Source organism: Streptomyces sp. NPDC056600 (assembly GCF_042792855.1).
In the GTDB taxonomy this organism is placed as follows: domain Bacteria; phylum Actinomycetota; class Actinomycetes; order Streptomycetales; family Streptomycetaceae; genus Streptomyces.
Window position 1 is genome coordinate 24628 of the sequence record NZ_JBHTVQ010000050.1, and the last position, 21217, is coordinate 45844.

Sequence of the window (21217 nt, forward strand, 5' to 3'; positions counted from 1 at the left end):
CGTCCGAGGTACTACGCTGGGACCGACGTGACGCGACGGTCACGGAAAGTGTCCGCGATGGAGTGCCGACCATGAGCCCGGTCAACCCGCTCGACGATGCCGCGACGGCCCGCGCCGTGGTCGGCGACGACGGTGTCGTGCTCGAGTGGAGCGCGGGCGCGGTGCGGCTCCTGGGCCACGCCCCCGAGGAGATCGTGGGCCTGCGTGCCGCCACCCTGATCGCCGGTGACGGTGACTCCGGCGTCCTGCCGGCCGATCCCGCGCCCGTCGCGGACCGGATCACCGCCACGGTGCCCCTGCGTCACCGGGACGGTCGGACCGTGCGGGTCGGCCTGATCGCCCACCACAGACCGCCGCGGGGCGACTCCCCGGGCAGCTGGCTCCTGGTGGCGCCGGTCGGCGAGACCGCGGACCCGCTGCGCCCCGACGATCCGCTGGCGACGGTGGAGCTGGTGCAGTCACCCTGCGCGATGGCCGTCTTCGACTCCGGTCTGCGACTGCGCGCGATGAACGGCGACATGGCGCGCGTGATGGGCGCCCCGGCCGAGCGGCTGCGCGGACTGCGGGTGTCCGACATCGGCGAGCGCCCGGAACTGGCGGAGGTCGAGCAGACCATGCGCCAGGTCCTGGAGACCGGCAAGCACTTCTCGGTGCGCACCTACCTGCCCCAGCTGGGCGGCGGCGGGACGATCCGCGCCTGGCTGACCAGCATGGCCCCGGTCCGCGACGGCATGGGCGCGGTCTGCGGCGTCTCGGTGGCCGCCCACGACTTCACCGAGCAGCTGCGCGCCCGCGAGCGCCTCCAGCTGGTGAACGAGGCGAGCACCCGGGTCGGGACCACGCTGGACGTCCGCCGGACCGCGCAGGAGTTCGCGGACGTGCTCGTGCCGGCGCTGGCCGACTTCGTCTCCGTGGACCTGCTGGACCCGGAGCACGGCGGTGACCCGCCGTCGGAGCCGCCCCCGCCGTCGGCGCCGGTGAAGCTGCGCCGGGTCGCCGACCGCTCGGTGCTGGGCCGCTCCTCGGCGCTCCCCGACATCGGCGAGCTGGACTCCTATCCGGCGTCCAGCCTCCAGGCGGAGTCGCTCAGCCAGGCACGGACCCTGGTCTTCACCGACACTCCGGAGGTGCTGGCGCGCCGCTTCTCCTACCGGGAGGGGCTCGGCCGCCGGGTGGTCGACATCGGCGTGCACTCGGCGATCGCCGTGCCGTTGCGGGCCCGCGGGATGATCCTGGGCGTGGCCCTGCTGGCCCGGCACCGGCAGCAGGAACCGTTCTCCCGTGACGACGTGCTGCTTGCGGAGGAGGTCGCGGCGACGGCCGCGGTGTGCGTCGACAACGCCCGGCGCTACTCGCGTGAGCGGGAGGTGGCGCTGGCGCTCCAGCGGAGCCTGCTGCCGCGCTCGCTGCCCGTCACCGCCGCTCTTGAGGCCGCCTCGCGCTACCTGCCGGCGGCCCGCGCCGGCGGGGTGGGCGGCGACTGGTTCGACATCATCCCGCTCTCCGGCATGCGGGTGGCGATGGTCGTCGGCGACGTGGTGGGCCACGGCGTCCAGGCCTCCGCCACCATGGGGCGGCTGCGGACCGCGGTGCGCACCTTGGCCGACATCGACCTCGCGCCCGAGGAACTGCTCACCCACCTCGACGATCTGGTGGTCCGGCTCTCCGAGGAGGCGGGCGGCGAGGGGAGTCCGGGCGAGGTCGGCGCGACCTGTCTGTACGCGGTGTACGACCCGGTGTCCCGGCGCTGTTCCATGGCCCGCGCGGGGCATCAGCCGCCGCTCATGGTCCTCCCGGGCGGTCTGCCGGAGCCGGTCGAGATGCCGGCCGGTCCGCCCCTGGGCGTGGGCGGGCTGCCGTTCGAGGTGGCCGACCTGGAGCTTCCCGAGGGGACGGTCCTCGCCTTCTACACCGACGGCCTGGTGGAGAACCGCGGTCTGGACATGGACGCGGGCCGCATCCAGCTGCAGGAGGCGCTGGCGGAGCCGGCCGAGTCGCTCGAGGCGAGCTGCGAGCACATCCTGGCGACGCTGCTGCCCAGGAGCGACGTGGCCGACGACGTGGCGCTGCTGCTGGCCCGCACCCGGGGGCTGCCCTCCTCGAAGGTGGCGACCTGGGACATCCCCGCCGACCCGGCGCTGGTGGCGGCGATCCGCAAGCAGTCGGTGAAGCAGCTGGAGCACTGGGGTCTGGAGGAGGCCTCCTTCACCGCCGAGCTGGTGGTCAGCGAGCTGGTCACCAACGCCATCCGCTACGGTTCCCGGCCCATCCGGCTGCGGCTGATCCACGGCGCGGGGACCTTGATCTGCGAGGTGTCGGACAGCAGTCACACCGCCCCGCACCTGCGCCGGGCGCGGACCTTCGACGAAGGCGGCCGCGGCCTGCTGCTGGTGGCCCAGCTGACCCAGCGGTGGGGCACCCGCCACACTCAGGAAGGCAAGACGATCTGGGCGGAACTGGCGCTGCTCGACGAGGCGTGAGGTGTGCGGAGCGGAGGGGGTCTTTCCGAATCCGGTGGGCCGGAGGACCATGGCGGGCAGGTTCCGGCACGCCGATCTTCCGGGGAGTGGACGACCATGGGCCTCTCGCGCGCGACGCGACACCGCGGCATCTTGGGGACGGCGGCCGCGTCACTGCCTCTTTCCCTCCTGCTGACGGGCTGCTGGGCGGGAGGCGACGGATCCGCCTCGGGGGCGGACGGGAAACCGGCCGGCGCGGGTACCGCCGTGGAGCGGTGCCACACCTCCGGGCTGTCGGCCTCGGTGGGCCGGGGTGACGCGGGCGCGGGGCAGCGGAGCTTTTCGGTGGCCCTCACCAACCAGTCGGGACGCGCCTGCACCGTGCGCGGGTTCCCCGGCGCGGCCTTCGCGGACGCCGGCGGTGAGCAGGTGGGCCCGGATCCCGAACGGGTCGGGAAGGCGCCGGCCGGCAAGATCACCCTCGTCGCCGGGGAGAGCGTGTGGGCGGCGCTGTCGTTCCCGGATCCGAGGCTGACCGGGTCGAAGGCCGAGAAGCCCGCGACCTTGCTGATCACGCCGCCGGACGAGCGGCGCCCGCTGAGCGTGCGGTGGGAGAACGGCGAGGTTCCGGTCTCCGACGGGGCGGAGCTCTCCGTGACGGCGTTCGCCGCGCGGTCCGGCGGCTGACCCGCCCGGGTCGCGGACCGTTGGTGCCGCCGCGTGAGGGGGCGGCGTGTCGGCGGCGGAGCGCGGGCGCCGGCGTGCGTCGCAGGTCATGCTCGTCGGCGGACCCGACGCTCCCGACCCCCCGGAGGAACCGGTGCCGGCATCCCCGACCCCGCCGTCGCGTATCCCGCTCACCCGGCGGGCACGTGTCGCCCTGACCGCGGGAGCCGCGGCCCTCACCCTGGCCGCGGTGGCCCAGCCCTCCGCCCCCTCGCCCGACGACGGCCGCGGGCGCCCGTCCGCGGCGGCCCCCTCCCCGGCCCCCGGCGCGGAGGCCGCCGCCGAGACCCTCTGCGCGCCCGCCGGCGTGCTGAGGAAGGGCGGCAGCAGGAAGGCCTCGGTTTCCCTGTGCACGTCCACCGGCGGCCCTTCCCTCGCCCTGTCGGCGCCCGCCTCCTGTGCGACGGCGCACGGCACGGTCCGTGCCTGCCGCACCACCGGCAGCTGGACGGCCCGCAAGGACGGCAAGGTGGTCGCCCGCGGCGCCCTGCCCGGCTCCGCCGACTACCCCGGGCCGGGGACGTACGAGATCACCGCCCAGGTCCGCGTCCGCTCGACACCCGCCGGGGTGGACGTGCGGGGCGAGGTGACCGCCCCCCTCACCCTCACCCAGCCGCTGCGCGAGCCCACGCACCGCATCGAGGTGGACCGGGAGGAGCTGCGGCCCGGGCGGACGACGACGCTGACGTACACCGTGTACCGGGACAGCGAGGAGGGCGACGGCAGCGGCCGGTTCGGGGTGATCGGCGAGGAGGACTCCGGCATCCGCCTCACCACCGACGACGCCCGCTGCGTGAACCCGCTGGTCGGGCGCCACCCGTCGAGGCAGCGGCTCACCCACGCGCTCGACTGCGCGCTGACCGACCTGCAGCCCGGCCGTCCCGCCAGGGTGGTCGTCCGGGCCACGACGGCCGACGCGTGCTCCACCGTGGTGTCGAAGCTGGGCTACTGGATGCCCCGGGGCCAGACCTTCCGCACCGGCGGGATGGTGGCGGGCCCCGCGGTCGCCTGCCAGGAGTGACGGCGACGGCTCGCGACGAAGCGGGTCCGGATCCCACCACGGGTGACACGGGCGGGTGGCGGAAAATCCGCCGGAGCGGTGTGCATGAAGCCGGTGCGGTGGGGCAGACGCTTGTCGGGTCCCGCCGCGCTCCCCCGTCGTGGCGGGGCCCACCAGTGTCTTCACCTCCTTTTCGACGCGGTGTCGTGCCGGCCCCCGGCCCGCCCCCGCGCGCTTCTTCCGCAGATGCCCTCCTCGCCCCTCTTCGTCGGTGCCGATCGCCGAAAAGGGGGAACGCAGTTCTGGGGAGCGGACGAGAGGTCCGCGGACGGCACCGGGAAGGCGGAACGGCGATGAGCGGCGAGGGAAACGCCGGGTACGGCCGTAAGAAGTTCAAGCGGTCGCGGAGTCACTTCGCCGACCGGGTCACGGCGGACGGCAGGCACGGCTGGCCGGTGGAGCCGGGCCGCTACCGGCTGGTGATCAGCCGGGCCTGCCCGTGGGCGAGCCGGGCCGCCGTCTCCCGTCGCCTGCTGGGCCTGGAGAAGGTGATCTCGATGGCCGTCGCCGACCCCGTCCAGGACGACCGGAGCTGGCGCTTCACCCTCGATCCGGACGACCGCGACCCGGTGCTGGGCATCGCGTACCTGCACGAGGCCTACGACCGGCGCGAGAGCGACTACCCCGGCGGCGTCAGCGTCCCGGCGCTCGTCGACGTCCCCAGCGGGAGGCTGGTCACCAACGACTTCCACCGGATGACCCTCGACTTCGCCACCGAGTGGACCGCCCATCACCGCGAGGGCGCGCCGGACCTGTACCCGCGGGCCCTGCGGGCGGAGATCGACGAGGTGATGGAGGACGTCTACCAGGACGTCAACAACGGCGTGTACCGGGCGGGTTTCGCCACCGCCCAGGACGAGTACGAGGAAGCGTGCCGCGCGGTCTTCGCCCGGCTCGAGCGGCTCGCCGAACGACTGGAGGGACAGCGGTACCTGGTGGGCGACACCATCACCGAGGCGGACATCCGGCTGTTCACCACCCTGGTCCGTTTCGACCCGGTCTATCACGGCCACTTCAAGTGCAACCGCTGGAAGCTGGCGGAGAACCCGGTGCTCTGGGCCTACGCCCGGGACCTGTACCAGACCCCGGGATTCGGCGACACGGTCGACTTCGACCACATCAAGCGTCACTACTACACGGTGCACACCGGCATCAATCCCACCGCGGTGGTGCCGGTGGGGCCGGACCTGGCCGGCTGGCTCGCCCCGCACGGGCGGGAGCGGCTCGGCGGCCGGCCGTTCGGTGACGGCACTCCGCCGGGCCCGGTGCCGCCGGGCGAGGAGGTACCGGCTTCGGGACGGCCGACGCCGGCCTGACCGTCGACGGGCCCCCGCCCGCGGACGGCGATCACGACCTTTCCCCCGACCGAGGAACGAAGGAGAGATCCCTTGGCCACCTACACGCAGAAGAAGCAGAAGCTGCCCGCCGCCTACAAGCCGCTCGGCTTCGCGGTCAGCTGGGGCGGCGGCCGGCTGGCGACCGCCGCCTTCCAGAAGACCTGGAAGGCGTTGAAGAAGGAGGACAACGCGCCGGACGCCCTCGACCGTGACCGGAAGTGGGGCGAGATCCTGCTCGCGGCGGCGATCCAGGGAGCCATCTTCGCGGTGGTCCGGGCGGTCATCGACCGGAGCAGCGCCCAGGCCGTGGAGCGCAGGACCGGCGTGTGGCCGGACGGCGCGAAGGGCAACGGCAGGGACTGATCCCGGCCACCGTGCCACGACCGGGGCCCCCGGGACGACCGGGGCCCCGGTTTTTCGTGTGACGGACGGGAAATGTGCGCCCAGCACATGACCCGGAAAAGTAATACAGGTCACATGTTTGAAGAGTATGCCTTCGTGACCGGAAGGGCAGCTTCGGAACGGCCTCCATGTCTCAACTTGGCGCATTTGCTGCGCAATTGAGTTCCAACCGTCCCGAAAGGAATCCCCATGCCTCAGGACGTCACGTTCGACCTGCCTTTCTCCACCCCCGTCAGCCCGCATCTGGAGTACGCGCGCGAACGGCATCTGCGCTGGGTCCGTGACCGGGGACTGGTCCGCAGCGACGCGGGCTTCGAGGAGTACTGCTCGTGGGACCTCGCACAGGCGGCCGCGCGCACCTACCCCTACGCCTCCGCCGAGGACATGACGGTCCTGATGAACTGGTTCTCCCTGGCGTTCCTCTTCGACGACCAGTTCGACGCCAACCAGCCCGACCGGGCCGGTCGGATCACCGAGGTGGCCCGTGAACTGATCGTCACCCCGCTGCGCCCGGCGGGCACTCCCCCGCGGGTGGCCTGCCCGATCACCGAGGCCTGGGCCGAGGTCTGGGAGCACCTGGCGCACGGCATGTCCCTCACCTGGCGCACCCGGTTCGCCGCCTCCTGGGGCCGGTTCCTGACCGCCCATTGCGAGGAGGTCGACCTCGCCGCCGCCGGGCGGGAGGGCACGCTGACCGTCAAGGAGTACGCGGAGTTCCGGCGCCGCACGGTGGGCATCCACCACAGCATCGACGCCGGTGAGCGCAGCCGCGGCTTCGAGGTGCCGGCCCAGGCGCAGGCGCACCCGGTCATGGAGCGGATGCGGGACCTGGCCTCGGACGTCATCGGATTCATGAACGACATCCACTCCTTCGAGCGGGAGAGGCGCCGGGGCGACGGGCACAACCTGATCGCCGTGCTCCGCCGCGAACTGGGCTGCTCCTGGGAGGAGGCCGCGGCCGAGGCGTACCGGATGACCGCCGGATGCCTGGTGGAGTACCTGGAGCTGGAGGCGCGGGTGCCCGCGATGTGCGACGAGCTGGGGTTGTCCGAGGACGAGCGCGTCCGCACGCGGATGGGCGTGGAGGCGATCCAGCACTGGATCAACGGCAACTACGAGTGGGCCCTGGTGACCGGACGCTACGCGGCCGACAAGGACACCGTCGCGGCCGCCGCCGAGCGGGCCGGAAGGGGTTCCGTGGACGACCTGCTCCAGGTGAGCTGACACCCGGCGCCCGCACGGGACGCGCACGGCCCGGCGGCCGCATCCCTCCCCTGAGGGGTGCGACCGCCGGGCCGTGCGCGTGTCGGCGGGGCCCGGTTCGGTCCCGCCGGGAGCCTCACCTGACCGGGAACTCCACCGGGAGGCTGTCCAGCTGGGCGACCCAGGTGGAGGCGGTGGAGGTCAGCGAGTCCGGCGGGGCGGCCAGCCGCAGACCGGGCAGCCGGTGCAGCAGGACGTCGACGGCGATCTCGATGATGGCGTGCCCGATGCCCTGCCCGGGACACTCGTGCGGGCCGGAACTGAACGCCAGGTGCGAGTGGTTGCCCTGGACCGAGACTCCCGCGGCCTGGCGGATCTCCGGGTCGAGGTTCCCGGCCGCCAGCCCCAGCAGGAGCATGTCGCCCTCCTTGACCGCCGCGTCGCCGAGTTGGAGGTCCGCCGTGGCGAACCGTCCCGGCAGCACGGCCAGCGGAGGCGTGTTCCACATGACCTCCTCGACCACGGAGGACAGCGCGAGCTCCCCGCCGACCAGGGACGCGAGACGGGCGTCGTCGGTCAGTATGGCCTGCAGCACCCGTGCCAGCAGGTTGCTGGTGGTGGTGTGCGCGGTGATCAGCACCAGCCGGAGGTGGTGGAGGATCTCCTCCTCGTCGAGCCGGGCCGGGTGCGCGAGCAGCCCGCTGGTGAAGTCGGCCCCCGGCTCACGGCGCTTGCGTTCGGCGAGTTCGCCGAGGATGGCCATGATCCGGGTGTTGTGGACGAGGGCGTCCGCGCCGCCCTTGATGACGTGGTTGCTGGACTCGGCGAGGCTGCGTCCCTCGCTGGCCGCGAGGCCGAACAGCCGGGTGAGCACCAGCATCGGCAGGTACTCCGCGAAGTCGGTCACCAGATCGGCGCGGCCCGCGTCGGCGAAGGCGTCGATCTGCTTGTCCGCGAAGTGCGCCACGTGCCGCCGGATGCCGCGGCCCGCGACCGCCTGCAGGCTGTCGGTCACGGCGCCGCGCAGCCGGCGGTGCGGCTCGCCGTCCTGGGAGACGCAGTCGGGGCGCCAGCCGACCATCTGCATCACCGGCAGGTCGTCGGCGACGCGACCGTCCTTCCAGTCCCGCCAGATGCGGGCGTCCCGGCTGAACTGGAGCGGGTTGTCGAGCACCCGCCGGTTCTCCCGGTATCCCAGCACCAGCCAGGCGGCGACGTCGCCCTCGATCAGGACGGGCGCCACCGCGCCGTGCTCGCGGCGCAGCCGCGTGTAGACGCCCTCCATGTCGTGCGTCGTCTCGGGCCCGTACAGCCGGGTGGCTGCCCCGTGGTCCACGGGGCAGCCGGGCTCGGCGGTGAGGCCTGCAGAGGTCCGGTCGGTCATCGGGGCTCCAGGGCGAGAGCGCGTTCCTGCAGATGGCGTATGAGGGCGACGAGCACGTCCCGGCTGGCGGACCGGTCCCGGGCGTCGAACGCCACGACCGGGATGTCGTCCGGGATGTCGAGGGCGTCACGGATCTCCTCGACCGGGTGGTCGCGGCTGTCGGGGAAGACGTTGAGCGCTATCACGAACGGGACGTCCTGGCGCTCCATCTCCTCTATCGCCCGGAAGCTGGACGCCAGCCGGCGGGTGTCGACCAGGACCACCGCGCCCAGCGCCCCCTTGAAGAGGCCGTTCCACAGGAACCAGAAGCGCTCCTGTCCGGGGGTGCCGAACAGGTAGAGCACCAGTTCGTCGTTGATCCCGATCTTGCCGAAGTCCAGGCTCACGGTCGTCTGCTGTTTGTCCGTCACGCCGACCAGGTGGTCCACGCCGACGCTGGCCTGGGTGAGCGTCTCCTCCGTGGTGAGCGGGCGGATGTCGCTGACCGACCGGACCATCGTGGTCTTCCCGGTGCCGAAGCCTCCGGCGATCATGACCTTCACCGAGCGGGTGCCGTCGGCCGCCGTGCTCCGGCCGGTGGGGTCAAAGCCTTTGAAGTCCACTGAGTACCTCCTCAAGGAGCGCGAGGTCGGGCCCGAGTCCGGCGGAGTTCGCCGGGACGGGGTCACGGGTTTCCACGCGTCCTGCATCGAGCAGATCGGCCAGGAGTACCGCGATGATGTTGAAGGGCAGCCCCAGATGGGCGCCGAGCTCCGCCACCGACAGCGGCTCGCGGCAGCGGCGGAGGATCTCCTCGTGCTCGTGCTGCAGGCCGGGATGCGGCGACGGCTGAGATCCCGCGCGGGAGACCACCAGGGTCGCCACGTCCAGGGTCGCCGCCGGACCGGCCGGCTTGCTGCGGCCTCCGGTGAGGACGTAGTAGCGCTCGAGCCCGGCCGGATCGGTGGGGCGACGGGGAGCACTCATCCAGAGTGCTCCTCCAGCCGCGGAGTGGTGCCGAGGAGCTCCCCCATCCTCCGGGCCAGGTCGCGCATCTGGTGGCCGAGCAGACCCTGGTCGAGGCCTTCCTTGGCGAGGACGCCGAGGTAGGTCTCCTGGCCGGCCCGGACCACGAACAGGTGGCCGCCGTCGACCTCGATCATGGCCAGCCGGAGCTGCCCGGCCGCCGCCGGGAACTGCTCGGCGACCGGCTGGGCGAGCGCCTGCAGTCCGGCGACCACGGCGGCGAAGCGGTCGACGTCGTCCGGGTCCTCGGCGCCGTAGGAGGTGATGGCCTTGCCGTCGCTGGAGGCGACCAGGGTGAAACGGATCTCCGGGATGCTCTCCGCGAGGTCGCGGAGCGCCCAGCTGACATCGGTTCCCTGCTGCGTCGTCATGCGGACCAGTCGCTTTCTTCCGTACGGGGCTCGGTGGACTCGAGGTCGTCGGCTGCCGCCCGGGGAGCCGGTGCGCCGGTGTCGCGACCGGCGGTGGCGAAGGCGGCGAGGCCGGCGAACGAGGCGTCGGGCGGGACGTCGGGCACCCCGGCGGACCGCCGCGCGGGAGCCTCGGTCGCCTCGGCACGCGCGGGCTCCCGCTGTGCGGCGGGCGCGCTCCGCCGGATGCTGCGGCGGCGGGGCAGACCTCCGGGGGTGGAGTCCCCGGTGGTCTCCACGTCGTCCGTGTCGTGCCCGGGCGCGGACTGCGCCGGCACCGCCGGCAGACCGGGAGCCCGCTCGGGGGCGGTGGCGACCGGGGCGGCGGCGAGCGGGCTGAAGTACTTGTGCGGCACGACGACGACCACCGAGGTGCCCAGCCAGGGCGAGTCGGCGAAGGTGACCCGGATGCCGTAGCGGCGGGCCAGCGCGCCCACCACCCGCAGGCCGAGGTGGGCGTCCTCGGAGAGCCCGCCGAGCCCGGAGCCGGCCGCGACGCCCGCCAGGGACCGCTCGGCCTCGCGCTTCTTCTCCTCGCTCAGGCCCTTGCCGGCGTCCTGGATCTCGATGCCGACGCCGTTGGGGACCTCCTTGCCGGAGACGATCACCGGCTCGCTGGGCGGCGAGTAGCGGGCCGCGTTGTCGAGGAGGTGCGCGAAGATCAGCGTCAGGTGGTCCACAAGACCGCCGTCGACGCCGAGTTCGGGCAGCTGACGGACCTCGACGCGGTGGAAGTCCTTGATCCGGCCGATGCCGCCGCGGACCACGCCGAGCAGGCGCTGGGGCTCCTGCCACTGGCGGCCGGGGCGAGCCGAGCCGCCCAGCACGCCGATGGAGGCGGCCAGACAGTCGGCGGGGCCGATCTGCTGGTCGAGCTCCATCAGGCCCTGTGCGACCACCGGGTGGCGGCCGTGCTCGCCCTGCATCTCGTGCAGACGTACCCGGAGCTTGCTGGTGAGGACGTGGATGCGGTTGCCGAGGCTGATGACGGCCTGCTCGGCGGAGGTGGATCGGTTGAGCTCCTCCTCCACGCCGATCAGGGCGGTGCGCAGCACCTTGCGCAGTTCCGCCCTGACCTCGGGGGTGACGTCCTGCTCGTCGGTGACCAGCGGGAGGAGGTCCTCCACCGCGTCGCCGTCGCGCAGGCGCCTGAGCGCCTCGGGCAGGTGCTGTCCGGCGAAGCGGGCCACGACGGCCAGGTCGCGCTCACGGGTGGCGATCCACGCCTGGTCCCGCTCGGCGAGACGCCGGTCCAGCGTCTCGCGTTCCGCGGCGACACGGGCGTCCGCCTGGGCGCGCGTGGTGGCCAGTTCGCTCTCCAGACCCGCGACGCGCTGCCGCCAGCGGCGCTCCGTCTCCTGGGCCTCGGCGTGGAACTCCTCGCGGGAGCGCCGCAGCCGGTCCTGCGACTTGAGCAGGAGCCGGACGCACACGGCGCCGGCGGCGGTGGCCGCGGCTCCCACGGGGGTGGTCAGGGCGGGTTCCGGGCCGAGGAAGGCGGAGGCGACCGTACCGGAGCCCAGCGCCAGCGGCATGAGCCACCAGCTGTACCGGGCGGCCGAAGGCCTCTCCGGTGGTGTGGCGAAATCCATCTGCATCCTTCGGGGCGACACGTCGGAGCGACAGGCGGACGGGTGGGGAGTCGGGAGGGGGACTGGCGGACGGATGGACGGGCAGCGCGACGAGGCGCGTGACGCGCCCCGGGGACACGCCGGCGGACCGGACCGCCGTCCACTCCTCCGGCACCGCGGGCACATGGGCACGCACGTACGGAAGGTGAGGCGATCGCGGTGCGTAGGGGTTCCAACTCGCAGCGCTGCGGGGGAGCTTAGCCGGAATTCCGACCGCCGGATCAACCTCCGGCGATTCGGCCGGGAATATTCCATCGGGATGGTCCGCGGGCGCCGTCCTCCGCCGGCGCCCGCTCCCGGGGCACGCCGTGCGCCCCCGGCGCGGGGATGGCAGGCTGGTCGGCATGAGCGGCTCGAAGACCATGCGCGCGATCCGGCAGGACGCCCTCGGCGGCCCTGACGTGCTGCGGGAGGTGGAGATGCCCCGCCCCTCGCCCCGTCCGGGCGAGGTGCTGGTGCGGGTCCGGGCGGCCGGACTCAACCCGACGGACTGGAAGCACCGGGCCTCCGGCGCGTTCCTCGGCGACCCTCCGTTCGTGCTCGGCTGGGACGTCTGCGGCACGGTGGTGGAGACCGGATACGGTGTCACTATCCACCGATCGGGTGACGAGGTGTTCGGGATGTTGCCTTACCCCTTCGGGCACGGCTCGCACGCCGAGTACGCCGTGGGCCCGGCCCGCGCCTTCGTGGCCCGGCCCGAGGGCGTGGACGTGCTGCAGGGGGGCGCGCTGCCGCTGGTCTCGCTGACCGCCTGGCAGGCACTGGTGGACACGGCGACGCTGGGGCCGGGGCAGCGGGTCCTGCTGCACGCCGCGGCCGGGGGCGTGGGCCACGTGGCGGTGCAGATCGCCAAGTCCCGCGGAGCTTACGTGGTGGGCACGGCGAGCGCGGAGAAGCACGGGTTCCTGCGGGCGCTGGGAGCGGACGAGCAGATCGACTACCGGGAGACCGACTTCGCCGAGGCCGTCTCCGGGATGGACGTCGTGCTGGAGACCATGGGCGGGGAGCACGCCCTGCGCTCGCTGCGGGTGCTGCGGCCGGGCGGCACACTGGTCTCGTTGCTGCGCCTGACGCCGGAGGTCGAGGCCGAGGCGGAGCGGCTCGGCGTGCGGACGGCCGTCATGCTGGTCGAGGCCGACCAGGCCGGGATGCGGGCGGTGGCGGACCTGGCGGCCACCGGGAGGCTGCGGGCGGCGATCGCCGAGACCTTCCCGCTGGCGGAGGCGGCCCGGGCGCACGCGGTGGGCGAGACGGGGCGCACCACGGGCAAACTGGTCCTGACGGTCGGCTGACCACCCGGGCGCCGTTCGGACGGGGGGGACCGGCCGCACCGGAGCCGCCCGAGTGCGACGGCTCTCACACAAGCCTCACAGCCAAAGACCAGACATATGTCAATTGAACATGCTGGAATTCACCTCATCGGGGTAACTACCCTTCCACATAAGGGACTTGGGTGGACCCGAAGCAGGCTGCGGCCGGATGGAGGCGAACGTCGTGCGGCAGGAACCCGCGCCCCTGACCCGGCATCTGCGTGTCCGTGAACACGGGGGCCGGACCGTCCTGGAGTTACGCGGCGAGATCGACATCCTCTCCGCGCAGGAGATCCACCCCCACATGGACGCCGTGACGGGCCGCCCCGAACCCGACGTCGTCGTCGATCTGACACCGGTGGAGTTCTTCGACTGCGCCGGCCTCAGACTGCTGTACCGGGCCCGTCGGCGGATCCTCGACCGTGGCGGCGAACTGCGGCTGGTGTGCTCCGACCGGCTGGTGCTCAGGATACTGCGCATCACCGGGCTGGCCGAACTGCTGCCCCCGGCGCCCAGCCTCGACGCGGCGCTGGACGCCCCGGGCCCCAGGGCGGCGACCGGAGCGTCGTGACGGCCGGCGCCGGCCCGGCGGCGCCCTCCCCCCGCGTCGCGCCGTTCCCCGCGCGCGACGTCCCACCCCCTCCCCCGGCCCCCTGCGGCCACCCCCGTCACGGCAGTCCGCGGCCGGCGCCCGTGCGCTCCAACTGCTGGGTCTGAGCCGACGGATGGAGGGAAGAGGTCAGCTGAGAGGGGGAGCCGAGATGACGACGAAGCCCACGGGCGCCGGGCGCCGATCACGGACGGGGGCATGGGCCGCCGCCCTGCTGCTGGTCCTGCTGGCGCTGGCCGCGGGGATCAAGCTCAGCGGGATACCCGGTCCCGGTGACTGGTTCGGCACCGACACGCACGACCGGTCCGGTCCCGCACTGCTGGAATCGGTACAGGACATCAGCCGCTACGACGCGGCCACCGGCAACTTCCAGGTCGTGGTGGACCTGGAGAAGGACACGAAGTTCCTGCCCGACGCCGTCCGCGGCAGTCGCACGCTGTACGTGGGCGCGGGCACCGTCGACGCCTATGTCGACCTCGGCCGGGTGGGCGACAAGGACGTCACGGTGAACGAGGACCGTACCGTCGCGACGCTCCACCTGCCGCACGCCCAGCTCGGCAAACCCTCCCTCGACCCCGACCGGTCGTACGCCGTCTCCAAGCAGCGCGGCGTGCTGGACCGTCTCGGCGACCTCTTCTCCGACAACCCGAACAGCGAGCAGGCCGTGCAGAAGCTCGCCGTCCGGCACATCGGGGAGGCCGCGGACGAGAGCGGTCTGACGAAACGGGCCGAGGAGAACACGACCGGAATGCTGGAGGGCCTGCTGCACTCCCTGGGCTTCGAGAAGGTGACCGTCACCTATGGCGACTGAACGCGCTACCCGTACCGCCGGCATCACGGCGCCGACCGGACCACGGCCGCTGCCGTGGCCGTTGAGGGCGCTGGCCATGCTGGCCGGTTTCGCCCTCCTGGTGGGCTTCGCGGTCCTGCTGGCCCGCCTCACGCTGGAGCCCTCCCCGGCCTCGGCGGACCTGACGCACAGCAACCTGCGTCCCGGTGACTCGCTGCGGCGGTACTTCGAGACCTACGAGCCCCTTCAGGCGCTCAAGCAGGTCGGCGGGAACGTCCTGCTGGGCGTGCCGTTCGGTGTGCTGGTGCCGATCGTGGCCCCGGCCGCCCGCGGCATGCTGCGGGTCCTCGCGCTGACCGCGGTGGTGATGCTCTGCGTGGAGCTGGTGCAGGGATCCCTGATCACCGGCCGGGCCTTCGACATCGACGACGTGATCATGAACACGGCCGGGGCGCTGCTCGGCCACCTGCTGCTCGGCCGCAAGCTGGGCCGGGCGGTGCACGCCCGCCGCACCCGGCGGCCCGCCGCCTGACCCGCTTCCCCTCCGCTCCCCCGACCGGCCGGCACCTCGTGTGCCGGCCGTTTCGCGTGGCGGCCGATTCGGCATGCCGCCGGTTGCTCGTGTGCCGGCCGTTTCGCCTGCGCCGGTCGTCCGTGTGCCGGCCGGTCTCAGCCCGCCTGGCGGCGGCCCCAGGTGAACTTGTCGCCGCCGACCCAGCGGACCACGTCCGGGTCGTCGAGGTCGTGCACCACGATGCCGTAGGCGGCGGCGATCTCCAGCACGTCGGTGACGGACCTCGCCTCACCGACGAAGTCGCCGTCGATCTCCACGATCCGGAAGGGCTGCGTGGCCGGCTGGACCGCGAGCACGGTGATCCGGGAGCGGCCGATGCGGGGGCTCGAGATTTCCGTCATGGCTTTGAGCGTAGTTCGCCTCAGGGACGCCGCCAGTCGTCGGCGTCCAGGTACGCCCCGGCCATCGGTCCCATCCGCGTCATGCCTCCGTCGATCACCCAGGAGGCTCCGGTGACGTAGGAGGACTCGGGACCGGCCAGGAAGGCGACCACGGCGGCGACCTCCCGGGCGTCGCCCGGGCGGCCCAGCGGCACACCGGGGCGGCGCTGGGTGCCCGGGTCGGTGTCCTCCTGACCGGTCATCGGGGTGGAGATCTCGCCGGGCGCCACCGAGTTCACCGTGATGCCGTGCTCGGCGAGTTCGAGCGCCATCACCTGGGTGAGCAGCCCCAGCCCGCCCTTGGACGCGCAGTAGGGCGCCGCGCCGACCTTGGGCTGGTGCTCGTGGACGGAGGTGACGTTGACGATCCGGCCGCCGTTCCCCTGCTCGATCATGCGCCGTGCGGCGCGCTGCGAGCAGAGGAACGGGCCCGCCAGGTTCACGTCCAGGACGTGCCGCAGGTCGTCCAGCGCGAGTTCGAGGAAGAGGGTGGAGGTGCCGGTGCCGGAGTTGTTGACCAGGACGTCGATCCGGCCGAGCCGGTCGCACAGCCGGTCCACGGTGTCGGCGGCCTCCGGCAGCCGGGTGAGGTCGACCTGGACGACCTCGGCGCGGCGGCCCTTGGCGCGCACCTCCTCGGCGGTGCGCTCGGCGCCCCGGTGGTCGGTGTGCCAGGTGATGCCGACGTCCATGCCCTCCTCGGCCAGCCTGACCGCCACCGCCCGGCCGATGCCGGAGTCGGAGCCGGTGACGACGGCGACGCGGGGTGCGGTCTCGGGCATGGGCACGCCTCCTGCTGACGGTGTTGGGCGGATGGGTACTCGGGGCGTTCCGGTACCCGGGCGTCGCAGTACCCGGGCGCCGTCGCAGTACCCGGGCGCCCGCGGGGCAAACCGGGCACGCACCGGCGCCCGGCCGCGGGCGGGGCGCCCCGGCAGGCGTCGTCGTACGTACGAAGGGAGGCGCGGATGGACCCCGTCGTCGCGCTCGAGCGGATCGCCTACCTGCTGGAGCGGTCGCAGGAACCCACCTACCGGGTGCGCGCGTTCCGGACCGCGGCCCGGGTGCTGGCCGGGCTGGGCGCGGACGAGGTGCGCGAGCGCGCCGCGAACGGCTCGCTGGAGTCCCTCAAGGGGGTGGGGCCCAAGACCGCGCAGGCCGCGCGGGAGGCCCTGGCCGGGGAGGTGCCCGGGTACCTGGCGAAACTGGAGGAGGCGGGCGGCGGGCCGCTCGCCGAGGGGGGCGAGCACCTGCGGTCGCTGCTGCGGGGCGACTGCCATCTGCACTCCGACTGGTCCGACGGCGGCAGCCCGATCGAGGAGATGGGCCGCGCGGCGGCGGCGCTGGGCCACGAGTGGGCGGTGCTGACCGACCATTCACCGCGCCTGACCGTCGCCCGCGGGCTCTCCCCCGAGCGGCTGCGGGAGCAGCTGGAGGTGGTGGAGCGGCTCAACGGGACCTGGGCGCCGTTCCGGCTGCTGACCGGGATCGAGTGCGACATCCTCGACGACGGCTCGCTGGACCAGGAGCCGGAGCTGCTGGAGCGGCTGGACGTGGTGGTGGTCTCCGTCCACTCCAAGCTGCGCATGGACCGGCGTGCGATGACCCGGCGGATGGTGGCCGCGGTTCGCGACCCGCACGCCGACGTGCTGGGGCACTGCACGGGGCGGCTGGTGACGGGCCGCGGCCGGCCGGAGTCGGAGTTCGACGCCGACGAGGTGTTCGCGGCCTGCGCCGCCTCGGGGACCGCGGTGGAGATCAACAGTCGTCCCGAGCGGCTGGACCCGCCCCGGCGGCTGCTGCGGCAGGCCGTGGAGGCCGGGGTGCTGTTCTCCGTCGACACCGACGCCCACGCTCCTGGCCAGCTGGAGTGGCAGGTCCACGGCTGTGCCCGCGCCGAGGAGAGCGGTGTGCCGCCCGAACGGGTGGTGACCACCTGGCCGCTGGAGCGGCTGCTCGCCTGGAGCCGTGAGGGAGTCGTGCCGTCGGGCGTCTGAACGCGGGCCGGCGGTGGTACCCGTGAACGGTCGCCGGTCGGCCGGTGACCGAGGAACGAGAGGCGGGACGCGTATGGAACGGGCCGTGGTGTTCGACGTCGACGGGACCTTGGTGGACACCAACCACCTGCACGCGGTGGCCTGGTGGGAGGCTTTCCGCCAGGCGGGGCACCGGGTGCCGATGCACCACATCCACCGCGCGGTGGGGCTGCCGGGCATGGACCTGATCGCCCGGGTGCTGGGCGAGGACCGCGACGAGGAGCAGGACGACGCCCTGAGCTCGGCGCACAAGACCCTGTACGGCCAGTACTTCGACCGCCTCGACCCCCTGCCCGGCGCGAGCGAGCTGCTGAAGCGGCTGCACGCGGAGGGCCGCCGGGTGGTGCTGGCGACCTCGGCGGGCGGTCCGGAGCTGGCGGCCCTGCGCCGGGCCCTGGACGCCGACGAGGCGATCACCGCGACGGCCAGCGCCGACGACGTCGAGCAGGGAAAACCGGCTCCCGAGCCGGTGGAGCACGCCCTGGAGCTGGCCGGGGTGCCGGCCGAGCGGGCCGTCTTCGTCGGGGACACGGTCTGGGACATGAAGGCGGCGAGCCGGGCGGGCGTCACGCCGGTGGCGGTGCTCTGTGGCGGCATCCCGCGCGCCGACCTGGAGGAGGCGGGGGCCCGGGCGGTCTACGCCGACCCGGCGCACCTGCTGCAGACGCTGCGGGAGGGGCCGCTGGCCTGAGCCCAGGCGCACCGCCGGGCGGACCGGTGGGTTCCCCTGGCCCAGCCGCGCAACCTCCTGGGCGGGCCACGGGGGGGGCATGAGGCCTGACCGGCGGGAACGCGGCCCCGGGGGCGCGGTTACCGCGGGCGCTCCCGGCAACCCGTGCCGGATGAACCGTGCGACGGAGGCCATCGGCCGGGAGCTCCGGGCCGTCGGCGCGACGGCCCGTAACGCGGTGCGCGGTCCGGGGCGCGAACGTGATCTGCTGGTCCAGTCCCTCAAGGCGTCCGGGGCGGCGCTGCTGGCGTGGGCGGTGGCCCGGCTGTGGCTGAACGACCCGATGGCGCTGATGGCCCCGTGGGCGGCGCTGGTGCTGGTGCAGGCCACCGTGTACGGGTCGCTGCTCCGCGCGGCGCAGCAGTGCGCCGCGATCTGCGTGGGGACGCTGCTGGCGAGCGGGGCCCAGGCGGTCACCGGCGACGAGCTGGCGGCGATGGCGGTGTGCCTGCCGCCGCTGATGCTGCTCTCGCACTGGTCCCGCTTCGGCGACCAGGGCGCGTACGCGGCGACCACCGCCGTCTTCACCCTGGCGACCGGGGCGGTGGGCCCGGAGGCCGCCGGCCACCGGGTGGGACAGGCGGTGCTGGGCGCGGTCGTCGGGGTGGCCGTGAACGCGCTGGTGCTGCCGCCCGTCCACCTGCGTGACGTGCGGGACAACCTGGCGGGGCTGGCCCGGGAGGCGGGCGCGGCGCTGCGGCAGGTGGCGCGGGAGCTGCCGGAGGCGGAGTGGGACGACGCGACGGCCTCGCGCTGGGCGCACCTCCCGGACCGGCTGGAGCGGCGGCTGGAAGGGCTGCGCTCCGCGCGGAGCTGGTCGGACGAGAGTCTGCGGCTGGCCGCGCACCGCCTGCGGCGGCTGCGGCGGATCCCGGTGGAGGCGCCGCGGGCGGAGGAGGACGAGCGCTGGGCGCGGGTGACGGGCCAGGTGGTCGCGCTGACCCGGGCGCTGTCGGTGGCGGCCGACGCGGGTCGCTCGCCGGTGCCGCCGGACACCGCGGCGCTGGATCTGTACGCGCGGATGCTGGACGTGCTGGGCCGGGCGTGCGAGGCGGAGAGCCGCCGGCTGGCCGCGGGCCCCTCCGGCGCGAGCCGGAGCGACCTGTTGGAGCGGGAGCCGGACGACGAGGGCGAGGGCGACGGGGAGTGCGGCGAGGACGGCGGGGGCGGGTCCGGGGAGTCCTCGGAGGAGCGGCTCGCCGCACTGCATACGGGGCTGCGGCGCAGCCTGCGCGACCACGCCGCCCAGGACCCCTCCCAGGCGGCGGTGCTGGGCGCGCTGCTGCTGCACGCCGAGAACATCTGGGCGGACACCTCGCTGGGCGCCCGCCGGGAGTGAGCGGCGTGCCCGCACGGGTACCCGGGACGCCGTTACCGGACGTGAGGAGCACGCTGTGAGCGGCAGGATCGTGGTGACCGGGGCCACCGGCAACGTGGGCACGAGCGTGGTGCGGGTCCTCGCCGAGGATCCGGCGGTGACCTCCGTGACGGGCGTCGCCCGGCGGCTGCCCGGGTGGCGGCCGGAGGGGACCGACTGGAAGGCGGTGGACCTGGCCCGGGAGAAGTCCGGGCCCGCGCTGATGGAGGTGTTCCGGGGCGCGGACGCGGTGGTGCACCTGGCGTGGGCGTTCCAGCCCACGCACGACCCGGTGGTGACCTGGCGCACCAACGTGCTGGGCAGTCTGCGGGTGTTCGAGGCGGTGGCGGCCGCCGGGGTCCCGGCACTGGTGCACGCCTCCTCGGTGGGGGCGTACTCCCCGGGGCCCAAGGACCGCGAGGTGGACGAGTCCTGGCCCACGCACGGCTGGCCGGACGCCGCCTACACCCGGGAGAAGGCCTATCTGGAGCGGGCGCTGGACGCCTTCGAGCGGCAGCACCCCCAGGTACGCGTCGTGCGGATGCGGCCGGCGTTCCTGTTCAAGAAGCAGGCCGCCAGCGAACAGCGACGCATCTTCGGCGGCACGTACCTGCCCGGGGCGATCGCCCGGCCGGGCCTGCTTCCGGTGCTGCCGGACATTCCTGGGCTGCGGGTACAGGCGCTGCACACCGACGACGCGGCCGAGGCGTACCGTATCGCGGCCCTCTCCCCCGACGCCCGGGGCGCGTTCAACCTGGCGGCGGGACCGCCGCTGGACGTCCAGGTGCTCGGGCGGATGTTCGGCGCCAGGCCGGTGCGGGTGCCGGCGGGCGCGGTGCGGGCGGCGGTCTCCGCGGCGTGGCGGATGCGGCTGCTGCCCGCCTCGCCCCATCTGTTCGACGCGGTGCTGCGGGTCCCGATGATGGACACCGGGCGGGCCCGCGACGTGTTGGGGTGGCGGCCCTCCCGGGACGCCGAGTCGGTGATCGAGGAGTTCCTGCGGGGCCTGCGCGAGGGTGAGGGCCTGGACACGGCGCCGCTGCACGGAGGGTCGGTGGGCTGACGGGTCGGCGTGGTGACGGGTCGGCGTGGTGACGGCCGGGCCGGCCTGACGGGGCGTCGGGACCGACGCCGAAGGCCGACGCCTGGCCGTGGCGCCCCGTCGTGGCGTTTGCCGGCCCAGGGCGGAGGTACCCGCAGGTCAGGCCCCGGTCCGACCGGTGGCCCCGACCGCTTCGACGGCCAGGAGAAAGGGAGTGGGCACGTGAGCGACGTGACAGCCGCAGGAGGCGTCCAGCCGGTCCCCCGTGACATGCCGGACCAGCAGGCCGACCCGGAACAGTCCCGTGAACGCGACGGCGGCCGCGCGCCGGAGGCGGGCCCGGGCGCCGCGGCCTCCCCGGACCGCGACCCTGCGACGGCGTCCACGGACGACGAAGCGGCGCACGAGGAGCCGGAGAGCCGGGAGGACCCCGAGCGGCCCGCGGCCCCCGGCAAGCCCGTCCCCCGTGACCTCCAGGACCAGCAGGCGACCGACGAGGGCGGCGACCGCTGGGACGCCGCCCCCGGTCCCGGGGCCACCGGCTCGGGCGACCGGCCCGGCGGCGCGGACGAGGAGGAGCTGCCCGACACCGACGAGGCGGGCACCGGCCGGCAGGGCGCGCCGAAGGGCGGCAGCCCCAACCCGGCGCACCCGGTGCCCGACGAGCCCGCCGGCTGACCCGCCCCGCGGCCCGAGGGCCGGACCGGTGCCCGCGCGGCCCGTGTCGTGGAGACGATCCACGACACGGGCCGCGACCATGGACGGCACGGA

Annotated in this window: 22 protein-coding genes; 15 read left to right on the top strand and 7 right to left on the bottom strand. The window is 74.0% G+C overall.

The genetic code is table 11. From position 1 onward, the window contains the following. Positions 1-71 precede the first annotated feature (71 nt). The 6 genes from ACFRAV_RS23160 to ACFRAV_RS23185 all read left to right on the top strand — a co-directional run bounded on the left by ACFRAV_RS23160 (position 72) and on the right by ACFRAV_RS23185 (position 7208). On the top strand, positions 72-2480 hold the full coding sequence (locus tag ACFRAV_RS23160) for a SpoIIE family protein phosphatase (protein WP_382558170.1): 2409 nt from the start codon (positions 72-74) through the stop codon (positions 2478-2480). Between the two features lie 96 nt (positions 2481-2576). Continuing rightward, entirely contained in the window at positions 2577-3146 is a 570-nt protein-coding gene (locus ACFRAV_RS23165; protein ID WP_382558171.1) for a DUF4232 domain-containing protein, read from the top strand. A 133-nt stretch (positions 3147-3279) separates the two neighbouring features. Then, positions 3280-4206, top strand: a complete 927-nt coding sequence (locus tag ACFRAV_RS23170) for a hypothetical protein (RefSeq protein WP_382558172.1) — start codon at positions 3280-3282, stop codon at positions 4204-4206. Between the two features lie 332 nt (positions 4207-4538). Beyond that, positions 4539-5561, top strand: coding sequence for a glutathione S-transferase family protein (locus ACFRAV_RS23175; RefSeq protein WP_382558173.1), 1023 nt, complete (start codon positions 4539-4541; stop codon positions 5559-5561). Between the two features lie 72 nt (positions 5562-5633). Then, positions 5634-5945, top strand: a complete 312-nt coding sequence (locus tag ACFRAV_RS23180) for a DUF4235 domain-containing protein (RefSeq protein ID WP_382558174.1) — start codon at positions 5634-5636, stop codon at positions 5943-5945. Between the two features lie 228 nt (positions 5946-6173). Continuing rightward, positions 6174-7208 (top strand): 7-epi-alpha-eudesmol synthase, encoded by a 1035-nt coding sequence (locus ACFRAV_RS23185; protein WP_382558175.1) that lies wholly within the window; start codon positions 6174-6176, stop codon positions 7206-7208. A 115-nt stretch (positions 7209-7323) separates the two neighbouring features. Here the strand turns inward: ACFRAV_RS23185 and ACFRAV_RS23190 are convergent, their stop codons facing one another. The 5 genes from ACFRAV_RS23190 to ACFRAV_RS23210 are packed head-to-tail and all read right to left on the bottom strand — an operon-like array spanning position 7324 to position 11578. Continuing rightward, positions 7324-8571, bottom strand: a complete 1248-nt coding sequence (locus ACFRAV_RS23190) for a cytochrome P450 (protein ID WP_382558176.1) — start codon at positions 8569-8571, stop codon at positions 7324-7326. After that, the gene (locus tag ACFRAV_RS23195) at positions 8568-9173 is read right to left on the bottom strand and encodes an ATP/GTP-binding protein (protein WP_382558177.1); all 606 of its coding nucleotides are present in this window, start codon (positions 9171-9173) and stop codon (positions 8568-8570) included. Before ACFRAV_RS23195 ends, ACFRAV_RS23190 begins: the two co-directional genes overlap by 4 nt. Next, positions 9154-9537, bottom strand: coding sequence for a DUF742 domain-containing protein (locus tag ACFRAV_RS23200; RefSeq protein ID WP_382558178.1), 384 nt, complete (start codon positions 9535-9537; stop codon positions 9154-9156). Before ACFRAV_RS23200 ends, ACFRAV_RS23195 begins: the two co-directional genes overlap by 20 nt. After that, entirely contained in the window at positions 9534-9947 is a 414-nt protein-coding gene (locus tag ACFRAV_RS23205; protein WP_108955638.1) for a roadblock/LC7 domain-containing protein, read from the bottom strand. The genes ACFRAV_RS23200 and ACFRAV_RS23205 overlap by 4 nt, the downstream gene beginning before the upstream one ends. Next, positions 9944-11578 (bottom strand): ATP-binding protein, encoded by a 1635-nt coding sequence (locus tag ACFRAV_RS23210; RefSeq protein WP_382558179.1) that lies wholly within the window; start codon positions 11576-11578, stop codon positions 9944-9946. Before ACFRAV_RS23210 ends, ACFRAV_RS23205 begins: the two co-directional genes overlap by 4 nt. A 383-nt stretch (positions 11579-11961) precedes the next feature. Between ACFRAV_RS23210 and ACFRAV_RS23215 the strand changes: the two genes are divergently transcribed. From ACFRAV_RS23215 to ACFRAV_RS23230, 4 genes are all read left to right on the top strand, one after another. Continuing rightward, positions 11962-12909, top strand: a complete 948-nt coding sequence (locus tag ACFRAV_RS23215) for an NADP-dependent oxidoreductase (protein WP_382558180.1) — start codon at positions 11962-11964, stop codon at positions 12907-12909. 187 nt (positions 12910-13096) lie between these two features. Beyond that, on the top strand, positions 13097-13498 hold the full coding sequence (locus ACFRAV_RS23220; protein WP_382558181.1) for an anti-sigma factor antagonist: 402 nt from the start codon (positions 13097-13099) through the stop codon (positions 13496-13498). 190 nt (positions 13499-13688) lie between these two features. Next, complete coding sequence (locus tag ACFRAV_RS23225) at positions 13689-14348, top strand: DUF4230 domain-containing protein (RefSeq protein ID WP_382558182.1); 660 nt, start codon at positions 13689-13691, stop codon at positions 14346-14348. Next, complete coding sequence (locus tag ACFRAV_RS23230) at positions 14338-14859, top strand: VanZ family protein (RefSeq protein ID WP_382558183.1); 522 nt, start codon at positions 14338-14340, stop codon at positions 14857-14859. The genes ACFRAV_RS23225 and ACFRAV_RS23230 overlap by 11 nt, the downstream gene beginning before the upstream one ends. Positions 14860-14996: 137 nt before the next feature. Here ACFRAV_RS23230 and ACFRAV_RS23235 read toward each other — a convergent pair whose 3' ends face one another. Next, positions 14997-15242 (bottom strand): hypothetical protein, encoded by a 246-nt coding sequence (locus ACFRAV_RS23235; RefSeq protein ID WP_108955643.1) that lies wholly within the window; start codon positions 15240-15242, stop codon positions 14997-14999. A 20-nt stretch (positions 15243-15262) separates the two neighbouring features. Then, on the bottom strand, positions 15263-16063 hold the full coding sequence (locus tag ACFRAV_RS23240; protein ID WP_382558184.1) for an SDR family oxidoreductase: 801 nt from the start codon (positions 16061-16063) through the stop codon (positions 15263-15265). Between the two features lie 186 nt (positions 16064-16249). Between ACFRAV_RS23240 and ACFRAV_RS23245 the strand changes: the two genes are divergently transcribed. From ACFRAV_RS23245 to ACFRAV_RS23265, 5 genes are all read left to right on the top strand, one after another. After that, positions 16250-17278, top strand: coding sequence for a PHP domain-containing protein (locus tag ACFRAV_RS23245; protein ID WP_382558185.1), 1029 nt, complete (start codon positions 16250-16252; stop codon positions 17276-17278). A gap of 73 nt (positions 17279-17351) precedes the next feature. Further along, positions 17352-18008, top strand: coding sequence for an HAD family hydrolase (locus ACFRAV_RS23250; RefSeq protein WP_382558186.1), 657 nt, complete (start codon positions 17352-17354; stop codon positions 18006-18008). 151 nt (positions 18009-18159) lie between these two features. Further along, the gene (locus ACFRAV_RS23255) at positions 18160-19386 is read left to right on the top strand and encodes an aromatic acid exporter family protein (protein ID WP_382558187.1); all 1227 of its coding nucleotides are present in this window, start codon (positions 18160-18162) and stop codon (positions 19384-19386) included. 55 nt (positions 19387-19441) lie between these two features. Beyond that, positions 19442-20467: an NAD-dependent epimerase/dehydratase family protein gene (locus ACFRAV_RS23260; protein ID WP_382558188.1), complete on the top strand. Its 1026-nt coding sequence runs from the start codon at positions 19442-19444 to the stop codon at positions 20465-20467. A gap of 201 nt (positions 20468-20668) precedes the next feature. Beyond that, a complete protein-coding gene (locus tag ACFRAV_RS23265; RefSeq protein WP_382558189.1) occupies positions 20669-21124 on the top strand; it encodes a hypothetical protein in 456 nt (151 codons plus the stop codon). Positions 21125-21217 lie beyond the last annotated feature (93 nt).